Origin of the sequence: Microlunatus sagamiharensis (assembly GCF_900105785.1) — a bacterium.
Taxonomy (GTDB): Bacteria; Actinomycetota; Actinomycetes; order Propionibacteriales; family Propionibacteriaceae; genus Microlunatus; species Microlunatus sagamiharensis.
The window spans coordinates 3,953,908-3,971,481 of the sequence record NZ_LT629799.1; the positions used below are offsets into that span (position 1 = coordinate 3,953,908).

At 73.4% G+C, this 17,574-nt stretch carries 16 protein-coding genes and 1 tRNA gene; 7 read left to right on the forward strand and 10 right to left on the reverse strand.

Annotated elements, in window-relative coordinates; all coding sequences use genetic code 11:
- Nucleotide 1: 1 nt before the first annotated feature.
- The 4 genes from BLU42_RS18205 to BLU42_RS18220 form a co-directional block, all read right to left on the reverse strand.
- The gene (locus tag BLU42_RS18205) at nt 2–1,975 is read right to left on the reverse strand and encodes a glycoside hydrolase family 127 protein (protein ID WP_091077758.1); all 1,974 of its coding nucleotides are present in this window, start codon (nt 1,973–1,975) and stop codon (nt 2–4) included.
- A 97-nt stretch (nt 1,976–2,072) separates the two neighbouring features.
- A complete protein-coding gene (locus tag BLU42_RS18210; protein ID WP_091077761.1) occupies nt 2,073–3,008 on the reverse strand; it encodes a carbohydrate ABC transporter permease in 936 nt (311 codons plus the stop codon).
- Nucleotides 3,001–3,963, reverse strand: coding sequence for a carbohydrate ABC transporter permease (locus BLU42_RS18215; RefSeq protein ID WP_197680504.1), 963 nt, complete (start codon nt 3,961–3,963; stop codon nt 3,001–3,003). Before BLU42_RS18215 ends, BLU42_RS18210 begins: the two co-directional genes overlap by 8 nt.
- A 9-nt stretch (nt 3,964–3,972) precedes the next feature.
- Complete coding sequence (locus BLU42_RS18220) at nt 3,973–5,277, reverse strand: ABC transporter substrate-binding protein (RefSeq protein WP_091077766.1); 1,305 nt, start codon at nt 5,275–5,277, stop codon at nt 3,973–3,975.
- Nucleotides 5,278–5,430: 153 nt separating this feature from the next.
- Between BLU42_RS18220 and BLU42_RS18225 the strand changes: the two genes are divergently transcribed.
- Together BLU42_RS18225 and BLU42_RS18230 are read left to right on the forward strand one after the other, a co-directional pair.
- Entirely contained in the window at nt 5,431–6,447 is a 1,017-nt protein-coding gene (locus tag BLU42_RS18225) for a LacI family DNA-binding transcriptional regulator (RefSeq protein WP_172825823.1), read from the forward strand.
- Between the two features lie 25 nt (nt 6,448–6,472).
- Complete coding sequence (locus BLU42_RS18230; RefSeq protein ID WP_231918281.1) at nt 6,473–7,000, forward strand: gluconokinase; 528 nt, start codon at nt 6,473–6,475, stop codon at nt 6,998–7,000.
- 99 nt (nt 7,001–7,099) lie between these two features.
- Here BLU42_RS18230 and BLU42_RS18235 read toward each other — a convergent pair whose 3' ends face one another.
- A complete protein-coding gene (locus tag BLU42_RS18235; RefSeq protein ID WP_091077770.1) occupies nt 7,100–8,098 on the reverse strand; it encodes an NAD(P)H-quinone oxidoreductase in 999 nt (332 codons plus the stop codon).
- Nucleotides 8,099–8,183: 85 nt separating this feature from the next.
- Here BLU42_RS18235 and BLU42_RS18240 point away from each other — a divergent pair.
- A tRNA-Ser gene (locus tag BLU42_RS18240) sits at nt 8,184–8,270 on the forward strand.
- Nucleotides 8,271–8,342: 72 nt separating this feature from the next.
- The gene (locus BLU42_RS18245) at nt 8,343–9,353 is read left to right on the forward strand and encodes a hypothetical protein (RefSeq protein WP_091077773.1); all 1,011 of its coding nucleotides are present in this window, start codon (nt 8,343–8,345) and stop codon (nt 9,351–9,353) included.
- An 82-nt stretch (nt 9,354–9,435) separates the two neighbouring features.
- On the opposite strand, the gene BLU42_RS18250 is transcribed toward BLU42_RS18245, so the two are convergent.
- From BLU42_RS18250 to BLU42_RS18255, 3 genes are all read right to left on the reverse strand, one after another.
- Nucleotides 9,436–10,224 (reverse strand): PRC-barrel domain-containing protein, encoded by a 789-nt coding sequence (locus tag BLU42_RS18250; RefSeq protein ID WP_172825824.1) that lies wholly within the window; start codon nt 10,222–10,224, stop codon nt 9,436–9,438.
- Between the two features lie 17 nt (nt 10,225–10,241).
- On the reverse strand, nt 10,242–10,436 hold the full coding sequence (locus BLU42_RS20935) for an antitoxin (protein WP_172825825.1): 195 nt from the start codon (nt 10,434–10,436) through the stop codon (nt 10,242–10,244).
- A 118-nt stretch (nt 10,437–10,554) separates the two neighbouring features.
- Nucleotides 10,555–11,370, reverse strand: coding sequence for a DeoR/GlpR family DNA-binding transcription regulator (locus tag BLU42_RS18255; protein ID WP_091077781.1), 816 nt, complete (start codon nt 11,368–11,370; stop codon nt 10,555–10,557).
- Between the two features lie 164 nt (nt 11,371–11,534).
- On the opposite strand from BLU42_RS18255, the gene melA reads away from it, so the two are divergent.
- A complete protein-coding gene (gene melA / locus BLU42_RS18260) occupies nt 11,535–12,866 on the forward strand; it encodes an alpha-galactosidase (protein WP_091077786.1) in 1,332 nt (443 codons plus the stop codon).
- Between the two features lie 17 nt (nt 12,867–12,883).
- Here melA and BLU42_RS18265 read toward each other — a convergent pair whose 3' ends face one another.
- On the reverse strand, nt 12,884–13,972 hold the full coding sequence (locus BLU42_RS18265) for an amidohydrolase family protein (protein ID WP_197680505.1): 1,089 nt from the start codon (nt 13,970–13,972) through the stop codon (nt 12,884–12,886).
- A gap of 155 nt (nt 13,973–14,127) precedes the next feature.
- Between BLU42_RS18265 and BLU42_RS18270 the strand changes: the two genes are divergently transcribed.
- Nucleotides 14,128–15,048: a 1-phosphofructokinase family hexose kinase gene (locus BLU42_RS18270; RefSeq protein WP_091077790.1), complete on the forward strand. Its 921-nt coding sequence runs from the start codon at nt 14,128–14,130 to the stop codon at nt 15,046–15,048.
- A gap of 81 nt (nt 15,049–15,129) precedes the next feature.
- On the forward strand, nt 15,130–15,636 hold the full coding sequence (locus BLU42_RS18275; protein ID WP_091077793.1) for a hypothetical protein: 507 nt from the start codon (nt 15,130–15,132) through the stop codon (nt 15,634–15,636).
- 179 nt (nt 15,637–15,815) lie between these two features.
- Here BLU42_RS18275 and BLU42_RS18280 read toward each other — a convergent pair whose 3' ends face one another.
- The gene (locus BLU42_RS18280) at nt 15,816–17,411 is read right to left on the reverse strand and encodes an LCP family protein (protein WP_157720083.1); all 1,596 of its coding nucleotides are present in this window, start codon (nt 17,409–17,411) and stop codon (nt 15,816–15,818) included.
- Nucleotides 17,412–17,574 lie beyond the last annotated feature (163 nt).

The window sequence follows — 17,574 nt, forward strand, 5'->3', positions numbered from 1 at the left end:
CCTAGCCCGCGGGCGTCCAGATGCGCATCGCGCCCGGCGCTCGGTTGCCCCAGACGTAGTAGGGCACCGCGGTCAGCGTGACCGCCTCGCCGTCGCCCGGCTCGGGGGAGCGCGCGTCGGCGTACGGCCACCAGCCCTCGGTCGGGCGCGGGCGTACGCGGCCCTGCGCGGCGAGGGTGACCACGTCGTCGGGCAGCGCCGCGTCGGTGGACGCGGTGGCCACCGGGCCGGCCACGTCGACGACCACGTCGTCGAGGCGGTGGCCCGGGTTGTCGACGGCCTCGAAGCAGTAGACGAGCGGACCCCGCTCGAGGGCGACGCTGGCGCGGTCGGCGTCGACGCGGCTGTCGGCCCGGGTGAGGCGCGGCTCCAGCGGCAGGTCGAGCACCAGCGTGTCGCCGGGCTCCCAGGCGCGGGTGACGCTGGCCCAGCCGTCGGCGACATCGGCGGTGACCGGCTCGCCGTTCACCGTGAGGGTCGCGCCGCCGGCCCAGTGCGGCACGCGCACGGTCAGGCCCCAGGTGCCCGGGGAGGCGTCCACGGTCACGGCGACCCGGCCGGCCCAGGGGTAGTCGGTGACGACGCTGACCGACGCCTCGGCGTCGCCGACCGGCGCGGTCCAGGAGCCGGGGACGAACTGGTGCACGCGCAGGCCGTCGGCGCCGCCGAGGACGACGTAGTGCTCCAGCGAGGCGAGGGTGCGCATGACGTTGGGCGGGCAGCACGCGCACTTGAACCACGGCTTGCGGGCGTAGTCGCGGTCGTTGCCGCCGGCCATGTGGCCCTCGCGCACCTGCAGCGGGTTGGCGTAGATGTAGCGCTGCCCGTCGAGCGACAGCCCGGCCAGGAAGCCGTTGTAGAGCGTCCGCTCGACCAGGTCGGCGTAGCGCGCCTCGCCGGTGATCATGAGCATCCGCCAGCTGAACATCACCGAGCCGATCGCCGCGCAGGTCTCGCAGTAGCTGCGCTCGTTGGTCAGCTCGTACGGGTCCCCGAACGCCTCGTCGGTGTGGTGGGTCCCGATCCCGCCGGTCACGTAGGTCTTGGTGGCGACCATCTCGTGCCACAGCCGGTCGGCCGCCTCGCGCAGCGTGTCGTCGCCGTCCTCCACGTAGAGGTCGGCGACCCCGGCGAGGAGGTAGACCTGCCGCACCGAGTGGCCCTCGACCGAGGTCGCCTCCCGCACCGGCGTGTGGTCCTGGAAGTAGTGCGCGCCGAAGCCGTGGCCGCCGAGCAGCTGGTGGCCGCGGCGGTCGACGAAGTAGCGCGCGGCGTCGAGGTAGGACTGCTCGCCGGTCTCGCGGTAGAGCTCGACGAGCGCCGTCTCGACCTCGGGGTGGCCGCAGATCCCGTCGACGCGGCCCTCCTCGCTCCCGAACGAGCGCACGACGAGGTCGGCGACCCGGCGGGCGACGTCGAGGAGGCGGGCGTCGCCGCGGGTGCGGTTCAGGGCCACCGCGGCCTGGATCAGGTGGCCGGCGCAGTAGAGCTCGTGGCCCCAGGCGAGCTGGACGAAGCGCTCGCCGGGGAAGTTCACCTGGAAGTAGGAGTCGAGGTAGCCGTCGTCGGCCTGCGCCGCCTCGAGCAGCCGGGCGGAGGTGGTGAGGAACTCCTCGAGGCGGGCCTCGCCCGCCTCGTCGAGGTCGGGGTCGGCGAACGTCCACGCCACCGCCTCCAGCCACTTGTAGAGGTCGCTGTCGAGGAACGGCAGCGAACCGACGTACGCCTGGCCGGGCTGCTGCCCGGCAGCCAGCTCGAGGTTCAGGAAGTTGCCGGCCTCGTGCAGCCGGTCCCAGCCGGTCGTGACGCTGACCTCGCGGTTGACCCGGCGGCGCTCGGCCCACAGCCCGCCGGTGATGCGGCCGCCGGTGGCGGGCACGAGGGTCGTGCGTGCGGTGTCGAGGAGGCGTACGGGACCGGTGCGGCCGGTCGAGGAGGAGGTGCCGGGGGCGGGCCGGGTGGCGGTGTCGGTCATGGGTGGTCCTTCCGCGGGCGCGGGGCGTGGTGTGGGCGAGCTCGGGTCGTGAGGTGGTGCGCTTGGTGCAGGGGTGCAGGTGGTGCGGGCCGGTCGGTCACTTGAGGGCGCCGTTGAGCATCCCGCTGACGTAGTAGCGCTGGAGGAGGACGTAGATCACGATGCACGGCAGGACGGTCAGCGCGACGCCGGCCTCGAGGGCGCCCCAGTTGACGGTGCCGAACTGGCCGGAGGTCACCAGGGTCAGGGTCACCGGGAGCGTGAACTTGTCCTGGTCGGTGAGCAGGATCAGCGCGGCGAAGAACTCGTTCCAGCTGGCGAAGAAGGTCAGCAGGGCCGTGGTGATCACCCCCGGCATGACGATCGGCAGCATGATGTGGCGCAGCGCGGTGAGGATCCCGCAGCCGTCGACGAGCGCGGCCTCCTCCAGCGTGCCGGGCACCGCCGCGAACGAGTTGCGCATGATGAACAGCCCGAACGGCAGGTTGAACGTCACGTAGACGATCGTCAGCCCGACCAGCGAGTTGTTGAGCCCGAGCGTCTTCAGCACCATGAACAGCGGCGTGATGATCGCCTGGAACGGGATCATGAACGTGGCCAGCGCGACGAAGAAGACGACGTTGCTCCCGGGGAAGCGGGCCCGCGCGAGCGCGTAGCCGGCCAGGGTCGCCACGACGACGGTCAGCACGGTCGCCGCCAGCGTGACCATCACGCTGTTCAGCAGGTTGCCGAAGACGTTGAGCCCCTGGACGCTCGACAGGCGCGTGAAGTTGCCGAGCGTCGGTGCGTGCGGGAAGAGCGTCGGGGGCACCTGGCTCTGCTCGACCGGGCCCTTGAGCGCCATCGAGAGCATCACCCACAGCGGGTAGAGGAAGGCGACGGCCAGGCAGAGGCACACCACCCACCACGCCAGCGCGGGCATCGAGCCCCGCACCTCGCGCAGGAAGCCGGTCCGCGCACGGTCCTCGCCCCGCGCGTGTGTCGAGCGGCGGTGAGCCGTACGGGCGGTGGTCGCCGTCGCGGTGTCAGCCATGGTCGGTGTTCCTCAGCAGCAGCATCTGCACGGCGCTGACCACGGCGAGCACGACCATCAAGAAGACGGACAGCGCGGCGCCGTAGCCGAGCTTGAAGGAGATGAACGAGGTGCGGTAGATCGCGTACACGGCGGTGATCGTCGAGTTCGCGGGGCCGCCCGCGGTCATGATGAAGAACTGGTCGAAGGCCAGCAGCGAGCCCGCCACGGAGAAGACCAGCACCAGGGCCAGCGTCGGCCGCAGCAGCGGCAGCGTGATGAACCGGAACCCCTGCCAGCGGCTCGCGCCGTCGATGCGGGCCGCCTCGGTGACGTCGTCGGGGATGGAGTTCAGCCCGGACAGGAGCAGCAGCATCTGCAGCCCGACGACCTTCCAGGTGACCATCCCGATCACCATCAGCAGCGCGCCCCAGGTGCCGGCGAAGATGTTGCCGTCGGCCGGCACCAGCCCGGCCCGGCGCAGCAGGTCGAAGAGCGGCCCGATCTGCGACTGGCCGAGGTAGAGCCACAGGAACGACCCCGACGCCAGGCCGATGCAGACCGGCATGAACCAGATCGACTGGAAGACCCGGGCCGCCCGGACCTTGCGGCGCACGAGCAGCGCCATGCCGAGCCCGATCAGGAACAGCACCGGCGTGATGACCACCGTGTAGAGCAGCGTGAACCGCATCGCCGAGCGGAAGCCGGGGTCGGCGACCGCACGGACGTAGTTGTCCAGCCCGATGAACCGGTGCCGCCCGAGCAGCGGCCAGTTGTGCAGCGAGATCCAGAAGGTCATCACCAGCGGCACCAGGAAGAACGCGACGATCAGGACGATCGCCGGGCTCGCCATGGCCAGCCCCACGAGGGCCCGGCGGCGGCCGACCCGCATCCCCCGGCGCGCCGCGGCGAGCGGCGCGCCAGGGGTGCCGGGGGCACCGCGGGACCCGGAGGTCTCCTCGACGGTGGCGGTCACGAGACCGGTCTAGCCCGCGTCGATCAGGGACTGGGCCGACTTCTGGCCCGTCGCCTGCGCCGTGGCCAGGTCCGGACCGAACACCGCGTCGTTGATCATCTTGGCCCAGGGGCCGTTGTTGTCGTTGAAGACGGCGTTCTCGACCGTGCTGTACGGGGTCCTGCCGCTCGCCATCAGCTCGCCGAAGACCTTGTACGGCTCGCCCTGGCTGGCGTAGATGCTCGGCACCAGGTCGGTGCGCACCGGGACGCTGCCGTTCTTGGCCAGGAAGGTCTGGGCCTCGGTGTCGGTCGCCCACTTCACGAACTCCCGCGCGCCGGCCTCGTTCTTGGTGCCGCTGATCACCGAGATGACGTCGCCGCCGGCGAAGGAGGAGGTGCCGCCGTCCTTGCCCGGGATCGGCGTCACGCCGAAGTCGACCTTGGCCTTCTCGATCGAGGGGATCGCGAAGGCGCCGAGGGTGATCATGCCGACCTTGCCGGAGGTGAACAGCGGGATCTGCTGGGTGCCCGCGTCGTTCTTCGAGGCGCTCGAGACCGAGCCGTCCTCCCACATCCCGCGGTAGAGCCCGAGCGCGTCGGTCACGGCCGGGGAGTCCAGCAGCGCCTGCTTGCCGTCCTCGCTGAGGACGTCGCCGCCGCTCGCCCACACGTGCGGCGCGAACTCGAAGACGTTGCAGCCGCCGCACGCGCCGGCGAAGGTGAAGCCGTAGTAGTCGCTGCCCAGGGCGCGGATCTTCTTCGCGTCGTCGCGCATCTCCGCGTAGGTGGTCGGCGGGTTCGCGATCCCGGCCTTCTTGAAGAGGTCCTTGTTGTAGTACACGGCCGAGGCCTCCGCGGTGAAGGGCAGCGCGTACGTGCGGTCCTCGTAGGTGCTGAGGCGCCGGTGCGAGGGGCTCAGCGAGTCCTTGTACGGCAGCGAGTCGGCCAGGTCGGTGATGTCCTCCAGGGCGCCCGCCGAGGCGAAGTACGGCGCGTAGACGAGGTCGATCGAGGAGACGTCCGGGCCCGAGCCCGCGGCGGCCGCCGTGCCGAGCTTCTGCACGAAGCTCGCGTTCGGGATGATCGTCACCTTGGCCTTGACCTGGTGGCTGGCGTTGAAGAGGTCGACCAGCTGGCTCATGAAGCCCTGCTGGGAGTCGCGGGCCCAGATCGTGATCTCGCCAGAGGCCGGGCCGCTGCTCGCGCCGCCGCCGTCGGAACCACCGCCCCCGCCGTCGTCCCCGCCGCCGCACGCGGTGGCCAGGAGCGTGACGGCGGCCAGGGTGGCCGCCAGACGGAGGGCTCGTTGCCGAGCTCGGGTGCGGATGGTCATCGGGTCTCCTGCGTCGTCGGTGTCGCGCCCGGGGCCGGGCTCGGAAACTACGGAAAGCGGTTTCCGCGGACGCTAGCCGGTCGTGGCGGGAGCGGTCAAGGGTGTGGTACTCATGGCTTCCGCGGCGTGTCGCCGACGGTGGACGGAGGACCGGTGGCGAGCACCCGCAACGACTCGGCGGTGACCGTCCGCGACGTGGCCCAGCTCGCGGGCGTGTCGCCCGGCACCGTGTCCAAGGCGCTCAACGGCCAGGGCCAGCTCCGCGAGGAGACCCGCCAGCGCGTCCAGGAGGCGGCCGAGAAACTTCGTTTCCGACCGAACCAGGTGGCCCGCAGCCTCGCCGAGGGCCGCACGTACACGGTCGGCATGCTGACCTCGGACAGCTTCGGGCGGTTCACGCTGCCCCTGATGGAGGGGATCGAGGACAGCCTCGGCGCCGGCAAGGTCTCCACGCTGCTCTGCGACGGCCGGGGCGACCCGCTGCGAGAGCGGCACTACCTCGCCGAGCTGCTGAACCGGCGCGTCGACGGCATCGTCGTGACCGGTCGGCGACCCGACGAGCGGCGCAGCGTCGGGCAGCTGCCGATCCCGGTGGTCTACGTCCTCGGGCGCTCCGACGACCCCGAGGACCTCACCGTCACCAACGACGACGAGCAGGGCGCGCGGCTCGCCGTGGAGCACCTCGTCGCCCACGGCCGTACGCGGCTGGCCTACGTCAGCGGGCCGGCGCACCACCTGTCGACGCAGCTGCGCCGCCAGGGGTTCGAGGCCGCCGCAGCCGCTGCCGGAATGACCGTCTCCGACCTGCTCACGGGCCACTGGAGCGAGGCGTGGGGGCGCACGGCCGCGGGCCTGCTGGCCCGGCGCACGAGCGGGCTCGTCGACGGCGTGGTGTGCGGCAGCGACCAGATCGCGCGCGGGCTGACCGACGGGCTGCGCGAGGCCGGCGTCCGGGTGCCGCAGGACGTCTCGGTGGTCGGCTTCGACAACTGGGACGTCATGGTCCAGGCCGCACGGCCGCCGCTGACCACGGTCGACCCCAAGCTCGTCCGGCTCGGGCGGCTGTCGGCGAGCCGGTTGCTGGCCGCGATCGACGGCGCCGAGCTCGGCCGGGGCGTCGTGGCGCAGCCCTGCGAGCTCGTCATCCGGGAGTCGTCGGTCCCCACCTGAGCCCGCCCCCCGTAGGGTCCGTCGGGTGGACCGCACCGACGACCGCCCCTCGCCCACCGTCCTCGTGGTCATGGGGGTCTCGGGCACGGGCAAGTCGACCGTCGCCGGTCTGCTGGCCGAGCGCCTGGGCTGGCCGATGGAGGAGGGCGACGACCTCCACCCGCCCGCGAACGTCGAGAAGATGGAGCGCGGAGTCCCGCTGACCGACGAGGACCGCTGGCCCTGGCTGGACCGGGTGCGGGCGTGGATCGACGGCCAGCTCGACCGGGGCGAGGACGGGATCATCACCTGCTCGGCGCTGCGCCACGCCTACCGCGACCGGCTCCGCCGCCCCGAGGTCGTCTTCGTGCACCTCGACGGGACGCACGAGGTGATCGCGGCCCGGCTGGCCACCCGCTCCGGCCACTTCATGCCGCCGAGCCTGCTGCAGTCCCAGCTCGACACCCTCGAGCCGCCCGGCGCCGACGAGCGCGTGATCACCGTCCACCTGGGCGGCAGCCCGGACGATGAGGTCAGCCAGGTGCTCGCGGCTCTCCCTCCGAGCATCGGGTAGCCGGAGCCCGGCTCGGTCTGGACGACCAAGTGAGCCAGCTGAGGAGCAGCGGCAGCGGCAGGCGGTGCTGCTGGCGAGCGCGGGAGGAAGACCGAAGCGTCAGGGCGTAGGCGGGTGCGAGGAGGAGACGCGCAAGACGATCTTGCCGACGTTGTCGCCGGACTCCAGGCGGCGGTGGGCCTCGACGACGTCGTCGAGGGCGTACGTGGTCAGCGGCGTCGGCCTGATCGTGCCGTCGCCCAGCAGCGGCCAGACCTCCTCGGCGACGTGGCGGCAGATGTCGGCCTTCTGGTCGAGCGGGCGACCCCGCAGCGAGATCGCCGCGACCGAGAGGCGCTTGGGCAGCAGCGCGCCGAGGTCGAGCGTGGCGCGCCGGCCGCCCTGGAAGCCGATGACGACGAGCCGGCCGTCGGGGGCGAGCAGGTCGACGTGGGTCTCCAGGTACTTCGCGCCCATGTTGTCCAGCACCACGTCGACGCCGCCGACGGCGTCCTTGGTCTGCGCCGCCCAGTCCTCGCGGTAGGAGAAGGCGTGGTCGGCCCCGAGGTCGCGGCAGTGCTGCAACTTGTCCTCGCTCCCGGCGGTGGCGACCACCGTCGCGCCCAGGGCACGCGCGTACTGGATCGCGAAGGACCCGATCCCTCCGGCGCCGCCGTGCACGAGGAACGTCTCGCCCGACGACAGGTGCGCGTGGGCGAGCGTCGACCAGACCGTCGCGGCCACCTCGAGGACCCCGGCGGCGTCGACCAGGTCGTAGCCGGGCGGGGGAGGCAGGACCTGACCGGCCGGGACGACGACCCGCTCGGCGTAGCCGCCACCGGCCAGCAGGGCGACGCACGGCTGCCCGACCTCGAGGCCGTCGGTGCCGTCGACGCCCTCCCCGAGCGCCGCGACGTGCCCGGAGACCTCCAGCCCGATGGTCTCGCTGGCGCCGGGCGGCGGCGGGTAGTGGCCCTGGCGCTGCATCAGGTCGGCGCGGTTGACCCCCGCGGCCACGACCTCGACGAGCACCTCGCCGGGACCGGGCTCGACCTCCGGCACCTCCTCGACCCGGAGGACCTCCGGCTCGCCCGGCTCCGTCACCACGACTGCACGCACCCGGCCAGCGTGCCACGGGGCGTACGGACGCCCTCGGCTAGGCTCGGGCCCGCTCCGACGGCGTGCACGCAGACGCCGCCGACCGGGCGGGGTCGCATAGTGGACTAGTGCAGACGCCTTGAAAGCGTCCGAGCGGGAGACCGTTCCGTGGGTTCGAATCCCACCCTCGCCGCCCGGGCGCCCGCCGCCGGGCCACCTCCGCGGACGGCGCCCGGTTGACCTCTCACCGCCCTACCGTGAGGACATGGCGAGCCCTCCGAGCCTGTCGCCGGCGGCCCAGAGCCGGCAGAAGCACGCGACGCTGACGATCGGGATCCTGCTCGTCGCGCTGTGGGTGGTCCCCGTGGTCGTCCTCCTTGCCCTCGACCCGACGGAGGGCGCCCGCGGCCTGGCCCTCAGCGGCCTGCTCTACCTCGTCCCCGGTGTGGTGATGACCTCGGTCGGGGTCCGGGCCGAGCAGCGGGCCCGACGCTTCAACCGCCTCGACTGGGCCTTCGCCGAGGGCCTCGCCGACGAGCTGCAGGCGCTGTGCGGCGCGGACCCCCTCGAGGCGTACCGCACCGCCCCGGACCTGGTCGAGGTCCCTGACGCCCGGCTCGTCGAGGTCGAGCGGCACTTCGACCAGCGGACGGTCGGCACCGTCGCCGGTCGGCTCTCGCACCAGCTGTCGATGTTCGGCGGCGCCCTCGGCACGACGTACGGGTGGCCGGCGGTCGGCGGCATGGCCGGCGTCGTCGACGGCATGAGCGGCGTCCGCCTGGACGCCGAGCAGCGGACCTGGGACAACCTCATGGGCGACGCCCTGTTCGTCGTGCTCGAGGCGCCCGGACCCGCCGGACCCGAGGACACCTACCGCGTGGTCACCGTGTCCGCCGCGGCGGCGGCCGGGTGGGTGCAGGCGCTCGTCTTCGCCACGGTCGACCACCTCGAGGGCCCGCGCACCTTCGCCGGCTCGACCGTGGCCGACTTCTCGGGCCGGGTCGTCGGCCACTTCGCCCCACAGGACGTCTCGTACGCCGCCGACCGGCTGCGGGCCCAGGCCGGCCGGGCGCCGGAGCGACGCGACCCGCTCAGCGTCCGCGGCCTGGCCGTCGGACGGAACGCCCTCCTCGGCGTCGACGTGCAGATCGCGCGGCAGGGGCCGCTGATGCTGTTCCCCGTGCAGTTCCCGGCCCTGTTCGGCCAGGCGGTCGCCCGGGCAGCCCGGCGTGCCGATGCTGTCGTGGGCAGGCCAGGGGTCCCCGAGCTCCGCTGACCCGCCCTCGGGACCTGGAGGCGGGTGCGGTCCTGCGTGACACGTCGGCCCGGCACCCGGGGTGCCGGGCCGACGTCCCGGCTCAGCGCGAGGGGTCGTCCTCGGCGGGGAGCTCCTCGACGGTCTGGACCACGCGCTCGGTGACCACGTAGCGGCGCAGCCGCGTGGTGCGCTCGCCCGGCTTCACCGCTTCCTCGGCGCCGTGCTCGTCGCGCTCGCCGGGCCCGGTCTGCTCGCCGTGCCCGGTCTGCTCGACGTGCTCGGGGCCGTTCTCCGCGGCGATGCTGCGGTCGTCGGTGCTGCGGTCGTCGGTCGCGGCGTGCCGCGGCGTCCCGGTCACGTCGTCCTCGCTCCGGTCACGGCCGACGCCGTCCCCGAGCGCCCCGCCGGCGACGCCACCCGCCCCGGCTGCTGCTGCGGCATCCCGGCTCGAGTCGTCCCCGAGCTGGTCGTCCCCCGGCCGGTCGTCCCCGAGCCGGTCGTCGCGGTCGCCGTCGTGGTCGCCGTCCGGCCGGCGGTCCGCGACGCCGGGCCGGGCGTCGCCCTGGTCGGGGTTGTGGAGGCCGTAGTGGCGGTAGAGGTCGTCCTCCTCCTCGGGGCTGAGGTGCCCGTCGGTGTCGACCCGCGGGGCGTCGTGGACGGCCTGCTTGGTGACCCCGACGCGGATGTCGTCCCCGTCGAAGGAGGAGTCCGACAGCGGGACGAACGACTCCTGCGTGCCGAACAGGCCGGTCTTCACCGTCACCCAGGCCGGGTCGCCCGTGGTGTCGGAGGTGTAGACCTGGTGGACCGAACCCAGCTTGTCCCCGTCGCTGCTGACGACGTCGGTCTGCTGGGTGATGCGCCCGAGGTCGTCGGTGCTGATGCTCACGGCCGGACCGCCGAGCGTCAGGCCGGGGGCTGCTGGTCGCCGCCGGCGAGGCGGTCGCGCACCGCGTCCTGGGCCTTGTCGACCTGGCTCGCGTGCTGGCCGCCGGTCTTCGCGTCGACGGCGTCGCCGGCCTTGTCGATCCCCTGGTCGACCTTGTCGGGGTGGTCCGCGGCCAGGTCCTTGGCCTTGTTCACGATGTCTCCGAGACCCATGGTTGATCCTCTCGTCGGGACGTCCCACGGCCCCGGCGGGGTGCCGGCGCGGGACGTCCGCCTGACGGCACCGGTCTACCACCCCGGGCCGTGGCCCCGCTGCCCAGCAGCGTCCGCCTCACCCGCGGGCCTCGGCGAGGACGACCTCGACGCCGGTGGCCCGGATGCGCTCGACCTCGTCGGGGTCCGCGGCGTCGTCGGTGATCAGGGTCGAGACCCGGTCGAGCCCGGCCATCTGCGCGAGCGCGACCCGGCCGACCTTGGAGGAGTCCGCGACGACGACCGTGCGCTGGGACGCCGAGACCATCGCACGGTTCGTGCGGGCCTCGGTCTCGTCGTGGGTGGTCACCCCGGCGGCGGCGCTGACGCCGTCGGCCCCGAGGACCGCGGTGCCGACGTTGACCGCGGTGAACGTGCTCTCCGCCAGCGCCCCGACCAGCTCCCACGACTCCGGCCGGACGAAGCCGCCCGTCATGACCACCCGTACGCGGCCCCGCTCGGTGAGCAGGGTCGCGATGGAGAGGGAGTTCGTGACCACGGTGAGGTCCTGGCGCCACTCGAGCGCGCGGGCGACCTCGGCCGTCGTCGAGCCGCCGCTCAGCGCGACGACGTGGCGTCCGGACGGCAGCCGGGCGGCCATGGCCCGCGCGATCGCCCGCTTGGCCGCGGCGTACTGGGTGCCCCGCAGCGCCACGGGCAGCTCGGTGCGGCCCTTGGCGAGGGTCGCGCCGCCGTGCGTCCGCGTGACGAGGCGCTGGTCGGCCAGCTCGGTCAGGTCGCGGCGGGCGGTGGCAGGTGAGACCCCGAGGCGTTCGGTCAGGCGGGCCAGGGAGACGGTGTGCTCCTCGGCCAGCAGGTCGAGGATCGCGGTGAGCCGGCGGGCGCGCTGCGTGGACGAGGCGCGGAGCCGGGACTCGACGCTGGAGGCGGACATCGGGCTCCTCGTCCTTCACAGCGGGTGGGTCCGCGGGTGGGCTCGGCGGACGGACGGACGGACGGGCGTGTGCGGTGCCGGTTCGCTCGCTCGGGGTGATCACTTTAACCAGGTCTCGCTCAGCTCGTTGCGCGATCCGCTCGCTCCGCCAGAGGATCGACGGCATGAAGCCCACCGTGGTGTTCCTCGGGGCGGGGAGCGTCGTCTTCACCCGCCAGCTGCTCGCCGACCTCTTCGGCTACGACGACCTGCCCGAGCTGCGGGTCGTCCTCCACGACGTCGACCGCGGCCGGCTCGACGTCGCCCGCGGCACCGCCGAGCAGGTCGCCGAGCGCTTCGGGCGCCACCCGGAGCTCGTCGCGACGCTCGACCGGCGCGAGGCGCTCGACGGGGCGGCCTTCGTGGTGAACATGGTCCAGATCGGCGGCATCGACGCCACCCGCGTCGACCTGCTGCTGCCCGCGGAGGTCGGGCTGCGCCAGACCATCGGCGACACCACCGGCGTCGGGGGCGTGTTCCGTGGCCTGCGGACCTTCCCCTTCCTCAGCGGCGTGGCCCGCGACATGGCCGAGCTGTGCCCGGACGCGCTGTTCCTGAACTACACGAACCCGATGGCCATGAACGTCTGGTGGATGTCGGTGGTCGCGCCGCAGATCCGCACGGTCGGGCTGTGCCACAGCGTCCACTGGACCGTGCACGGGCTGTGCGAGCTGGTCGGCGTGCCGATGGAGGGCACCCACTTCCGCGCCGCCGGGGTCAACCACCAGGCCTGGCTCACCGAGTGGAGCCGCGACGGGGAGGACCTCTACCCGCGGCTGCGCGAGGTGATCGCGGCCGACCCGGAGATGGAGCGGCGCGTGCGCGTCGAGATCTTCCGCCGGATCGGCTACTACCCGACCGAGACCAGCGAGCACTCCGCGGAGTACCTGGGCTGGTTCCTGCGCTCGGACGCGGCCGTGGAGCGCTACCGCCTCGAGCCCCTGGAGTACCTCGGCATCTCCGAGGCCAACGTCGCCGAGTTCGAGAGCGCCCGTGCGGCCCTCGCCGAGGGCCGGCCGCTCGAGCTGGAGGGCGGGGCGGCCGAGTACGCGCCGCAGGTCATCCACTCGGTCCTCACCGGCACCGAGCGCGAGATCCACGCGAACGTCGTCAACCCGGTCGGCGCGCCGCTGATCGACAACCTGCCCGAGGGCGCGGTCGTCGAGGTGCCGGCGCGGGTCGACGCCGACGGCGTGCACCCCGTCGCGTACGGGTCGGTGCCGGCGGCGGGCGCGGCGCTCAACCGCACCTACCTGTCCGTCGCCGGACTCACGGTCGAGGCGGCCCGCACCGGCGACCCCGAGCTGGTCCGCCGGGCGGTGCTGGTCGACGCCAACGCCAGCTCGACGCTGAGCCCGGAGCAGATCTGGGCGCTGTGCGACCGGATGACCGAGGCCCACGCCGACCTGCTGCCCCGCGCCCTCGGCGGACGTCTGGACGTCGACCTGTCGGTGTGAGCCGGCAGGCGCGGCGCTCAGGGCGCCTGGTCGAGCCCGAGGAAGCGCCGCGCGTTGTCGCGGTAGAGCGCGGGGAGCAGCGCCGGGTCGAGGTCGAGCCCGCTGACGCTCCAGCGGCCCTGGCTCGGCACGCCGCCGGCGGGGTCGTACGCGAACGCCTCGTCGGCGGTCTCGAGGAAGCGCACGTGCAGCAGGAAGGCCGCCGCGCTGGTCGGGAAGATGTCGGTGCCGAAGAGCACCTGGTCCGGGTGCTCGGCGACGAACCGCGCCGCGCGCCGGGGCTGGCGGCCGAGCTCGGCCATGCGCCCGGCGATGTCGACGGCGTAGTGCGGGGCCGCGTCGAGCAGCCGGCCGACGCGGTCCAGGTCCTCGGCCGCGCCCCCGACGTGGGCGCCGACGAAGCGCGTCTGCGGGCACGCCAGCACCAGCGCGGCGTGCGCGTCGAGCAGGGCGTCGAAGGTCGGGAACCGCTCGGGGTCGCCGAACCACCAGTCCCGGTGCTGCGCGAGCTCCTCGAGGCGCTCGTTGTGCTCGTCGACGGGGTCGAAGAAGGCGAGCGGGTCGCCGGTGTGGATGAGCACCGGCAGGCCGAGGTCGCCGGCGTGGCGCACCACCTCGACGACGCGCGGGTCGTCGGGGGAGACCAGGGCGTCGCCGTCGCGCACCCCGAGGCCGAGGTTCTTCCAGACCTTGACCCCGCGGGCGCCGCGGGCGCGGCTGTCCTCGAGCGAGCGCTTCAGCGAACCGACACCGCCGGGCTCGACCACCCGGTCCCAGTCGAGCTGGCAGAAGGTCGCGAACCGCCCCTCGTACGCGGCGTCGTAGCGCTCGACGTTGGCGGTGACCTCCTCGCCCCACATCCCGTCGAGGTTGACCACCGTGGTGATGCCGCAGGCGTCCATGGCCGCGACGAGCGCCCCGGGGTCGGTGACCATCCAGGGGCTGTCGGGCCAGTCGCCGTCGGTGAGCCAGCGCCCGAGGTGGTTGTGCACGTCGATCGCGTCCACCGCGGTCCGCGCCACGGGCGTCTCGGGCACCCGCACCCGCGCCCGCGGGTGCCAGTCGACGAGCGGCATCCGGCGCAGCGCGTCCCAGTCCGGTTCCACGGCACTCCTCCTCGGACCCGTCGCTCACCGGCGGTGAGCGATCTGAGCGGTGGCGGTGGTGACCGCTCACGACGGCTCGATGATGTCGCCATGACCGACGGACGTGGCACCGGGGTGGGGGAGCGGTCCGTCCGGCGCGTGGTAGGTCTTCGCCCGTGATCCACGCGCTCGGGCTGGCCCCGTCCCTCGACGTCGTCCACACCGTCGACGCCGTCGTCCCCGGCGCCATCCACCGCCCGACGCGGGTCGTCCGGCTGGCCGGCGGCAAGTCGCTGAACGTCGCCCGCGCCCTCGTCCGGCTCGGCCACCCGGTCCGCGCGCTCGCCCCCCTCGGCGGTCCCTTGGGCGACCTCGTGGCCGAGCTCCTCGAGCCCTCCGGCGTCGAGCTGGCCCGGCTGGCCACCACCGCCCCGACGCGGCTCTGCCTGACCGTCGCCGACGAGGGGGCGGGTTCGCTCACCGAGTTCTACGAGCTCGCGCCGGCGGCGGACGGCGGCGAGCTCGACGCGCTGGAGCAGGCGCTCGACGCGGTGGGCACGGGGGACTGGTTCGTGCTGTCGGGCAGCGTGCCGCACGGCACCGACCTCGACCGGCTCGCGGGCCTGCTGGCCGGGCTGCGCGAGCGCGGCACGCACCTCGCCGTCGACACGCACGGGGCGGTGCTCCCGCTGCTCGTCGAGCGGGCCACCCCGGACCTGGTCAAGATCAACCGGGCCGAGGCCGCCGAGCTGGTGGACCGCGACCCCGCCGACCTGGTCGAGCTCGGCGGTGCCGTGCGCGACCTCGGCGTGGCGGTGCTGGTGCTCACCGACGGGGCGGACGGAGCGGTCGGCTGGGACGCGACCGGGGCCTGGCGGGTGCGGACGGACGCCACCCCCGGCGGCTACCCGGTCGGCAGCGGCGACTCCTTCCTCGCCGGGCTCGTCGGGGACCTCAGCGTCGGGGCGGCGCTGCCCGACGCCCTCGTGACAGCTGCCGCCGTGGGGGCCGCGAACGCCGCCGTGCCCGGGGGCGCGCTGTTCGACGACGACACCCTCGCCGGGCTCCGGGCACTCACCCGCGCCAGGCCGCTCTAGGGCTGCCGGGACCCGCGTGCGGCGGGCCTGCGGTCGGGCGGCAGCGGTGTCGGTCCGGCCCACTAGGGTCGTGCCCGTGACGTGCTCCTGGGGGACCGACGTGGCGGCGACCGGCTCGTGAGCGACCCGGTGCCCGCGCGCCAGGCGCGCTTCGTCCTCTCGGCCCCGCCACCCGTGCGCGCGCTGGCCATCTCGGCCGCGCTCGTGGTCGTCGGCGTCGGGCTGCTCGTGCTCGCCAGCGCGTACGGCTGGCCGGTCGGCGTCCTCGTGCTCGCGGTGGTCCTCGCCGTCCTCGGCGTCGCGCTCGGGCTGGTCGCGCTGGTGGTGACCCGGCGCATCCGCAGCACCGTCGTCACCGACGCCGAGCAGATCGTCGTGGAGCACGCCGGGTCCCGGCAGAGCCTGCGCTGGTCCGAGATCGGGACGGCGCGCGTGCTGGGCCAGCGGCTCGTGATCAGCCGCAAGGAGGGCGAGGGTGGCGTCAGCGTGCTCAACCCGCGGCGCCGGGCCAACCCGACCTTCCTCGCGCTGATGGCCGAGGTCCAGCAGCGCCTCGACGCCGACCGCGGCTACTCGCCGTTCTCCTGACCGGCGTACGCGGGAGGGTCGCCAAGAACGCTCCTGTGCCGAACTGAGGACGCTCCCTGAGCCTGTCGAAGGGCCTCGAAGAGGTCGGCGTTCTTCACTGAGTGGCTGAGGCACGCCAACCCGTTCCGAGCCCCTCGACAGGCTCAGGGGGCGTCGGTCGCCCTCAGGGAGCGTGCCGGCTAGCCGGTGTAGGGCCTCGCGGTGGCCGCGACCTTGGGGTCGTACTTGCAGCTGCTGTCGACGTCCTCGCTCGTGGGCGCCGAGCCGGAGCCCGAGCCCGAGCTGCCCGAGGACGCCGTCTTCTTGGGCGTGCTGTCGTCCTTGGCCTCGCCGATCGCCTTCTTGACCCGCGAGCGCATCTGCGAGAAGTCCGGGTTGGCCGAGATGAAGCCGCTCACGCCGTTCTTGAACACGACGCTGCGCACGTTGCCGTCCTTGACCCGCAGGCTGAGGTCGACCATGGCCGGCAGCACCTCCTGGGGCAGGTCGGTCCGCACGAGGGTCTTGCTGGCGTTGGCGATGTCCTCGTAGCGGGTGAGGACGTTGGCCGGGTTGGCCTGCTTGATCATCGCGTTGATGACGCAGCGCTGCCGGTCCATGCGGGCGAAGTCGTCGGAGCCGTAGCGGCCGCGGGCGTACCAGAGGGCGCTGCGGCCGTCCATCTTCTGGTTGGGGCCCGGCTTGATGAACTCCTTCGGCGGGATGTGCAGGTCGGTGTTCCCGCCGATCGGGATATAGGTGTTGACGTTGAGGCGGATGCCGCCGAGAGCGTCGATCATCGTCGAGAAGCCCTGCAGGTTGATCAGGACGTAGTAGTCGACCTTGAGCCCGAGCGCCTGGCCGACGCTGAGCTTCATGACGTCGGCGCCCAGGTTGTCGGTGTCGCCGATGACGTCCTTCGGCACCGTCGCCGGCACGTCGCGGTACATCGCGTTGAGGAAGAACTCGGCGTTCTCGCCGTTGCCGTCGGTGAAGCCGTTCGGGTAGTACTTCTTGAGCGGCGAGTCCGACGGGAAGGGCATCCGCGCGGTGTTGCGCGGCAGGCTGAAGAGGGTCGTGTCGCCGGTCTTGGTGTCGATGCTGGCCAGGATCACGGTGTCGGTGCGGGTGCCCACGCGGCCCTTGCCGTCGTCGCCACCGAGCAGGAGGACGTTGACCCGCGGCTTGTCGGCCCAGGGGTCGTCCTGCTGCTCCTGGTCACCGGCGTGGGTCGGCTCGAAAGTCGGGCGGGTCGCGCTCTTCGTCTCGTCGGAGCTCTTGAACAGCGAGCCCACGAGCCCTGCGGAGACGTAGGCGGTCCGCGAGGCGACGGCGAAGGGCGCCGCGACCGCAAAGGCGAGGACGCCCACGAGGATGCCGCCGACGATGCGCTGGCGACCCGAGGGCCGGTGGCGCAGCGAGAGGTGCGTCGCGATGACGACGAGGACCCAGAGGGCGGCCACGACGGCGAGCACGACGGCCAGCCGGCGCAGCGATGTCGGGTCGAGGCCCACCTGCATCAGGGCCTCGCGGTCGACGAGCGCGGCGACGCCGATCGCGGCCAGGGTGAGGACGAAGACGCCCAGCACCACCGACCCGAGGACCTTGCGGCCGGCGGCGAGGAGGCCGACGCCGGGGACGACGGTGCCGAGCACCGTGAAGCCGACCGTGCGGCGGAAGTCCTCGTTGCGGGGCAGCGCGCGGCGTGCGCCCGAGTCGTCACCGCCGCCAGGCCTCGACCACGACCAGCTCGAGGAGCTGCCGCGGGGGTCGGCGGGAGGCTGGTCCTCCGGCATGCACACGTCCTTCGGGGCTGGGCAGGGGCGCCCGTCACGTTTCAGGTGGTGCTCAGGGTACGTGGCAACCGGCCACCATGCCATTTCACCGGTTGTTCACCGAGGCGCCGCGCCGCCGCCGCCCCGAGGTCGAACGCGCTTCGCCTCACCGATCCGGCATGGT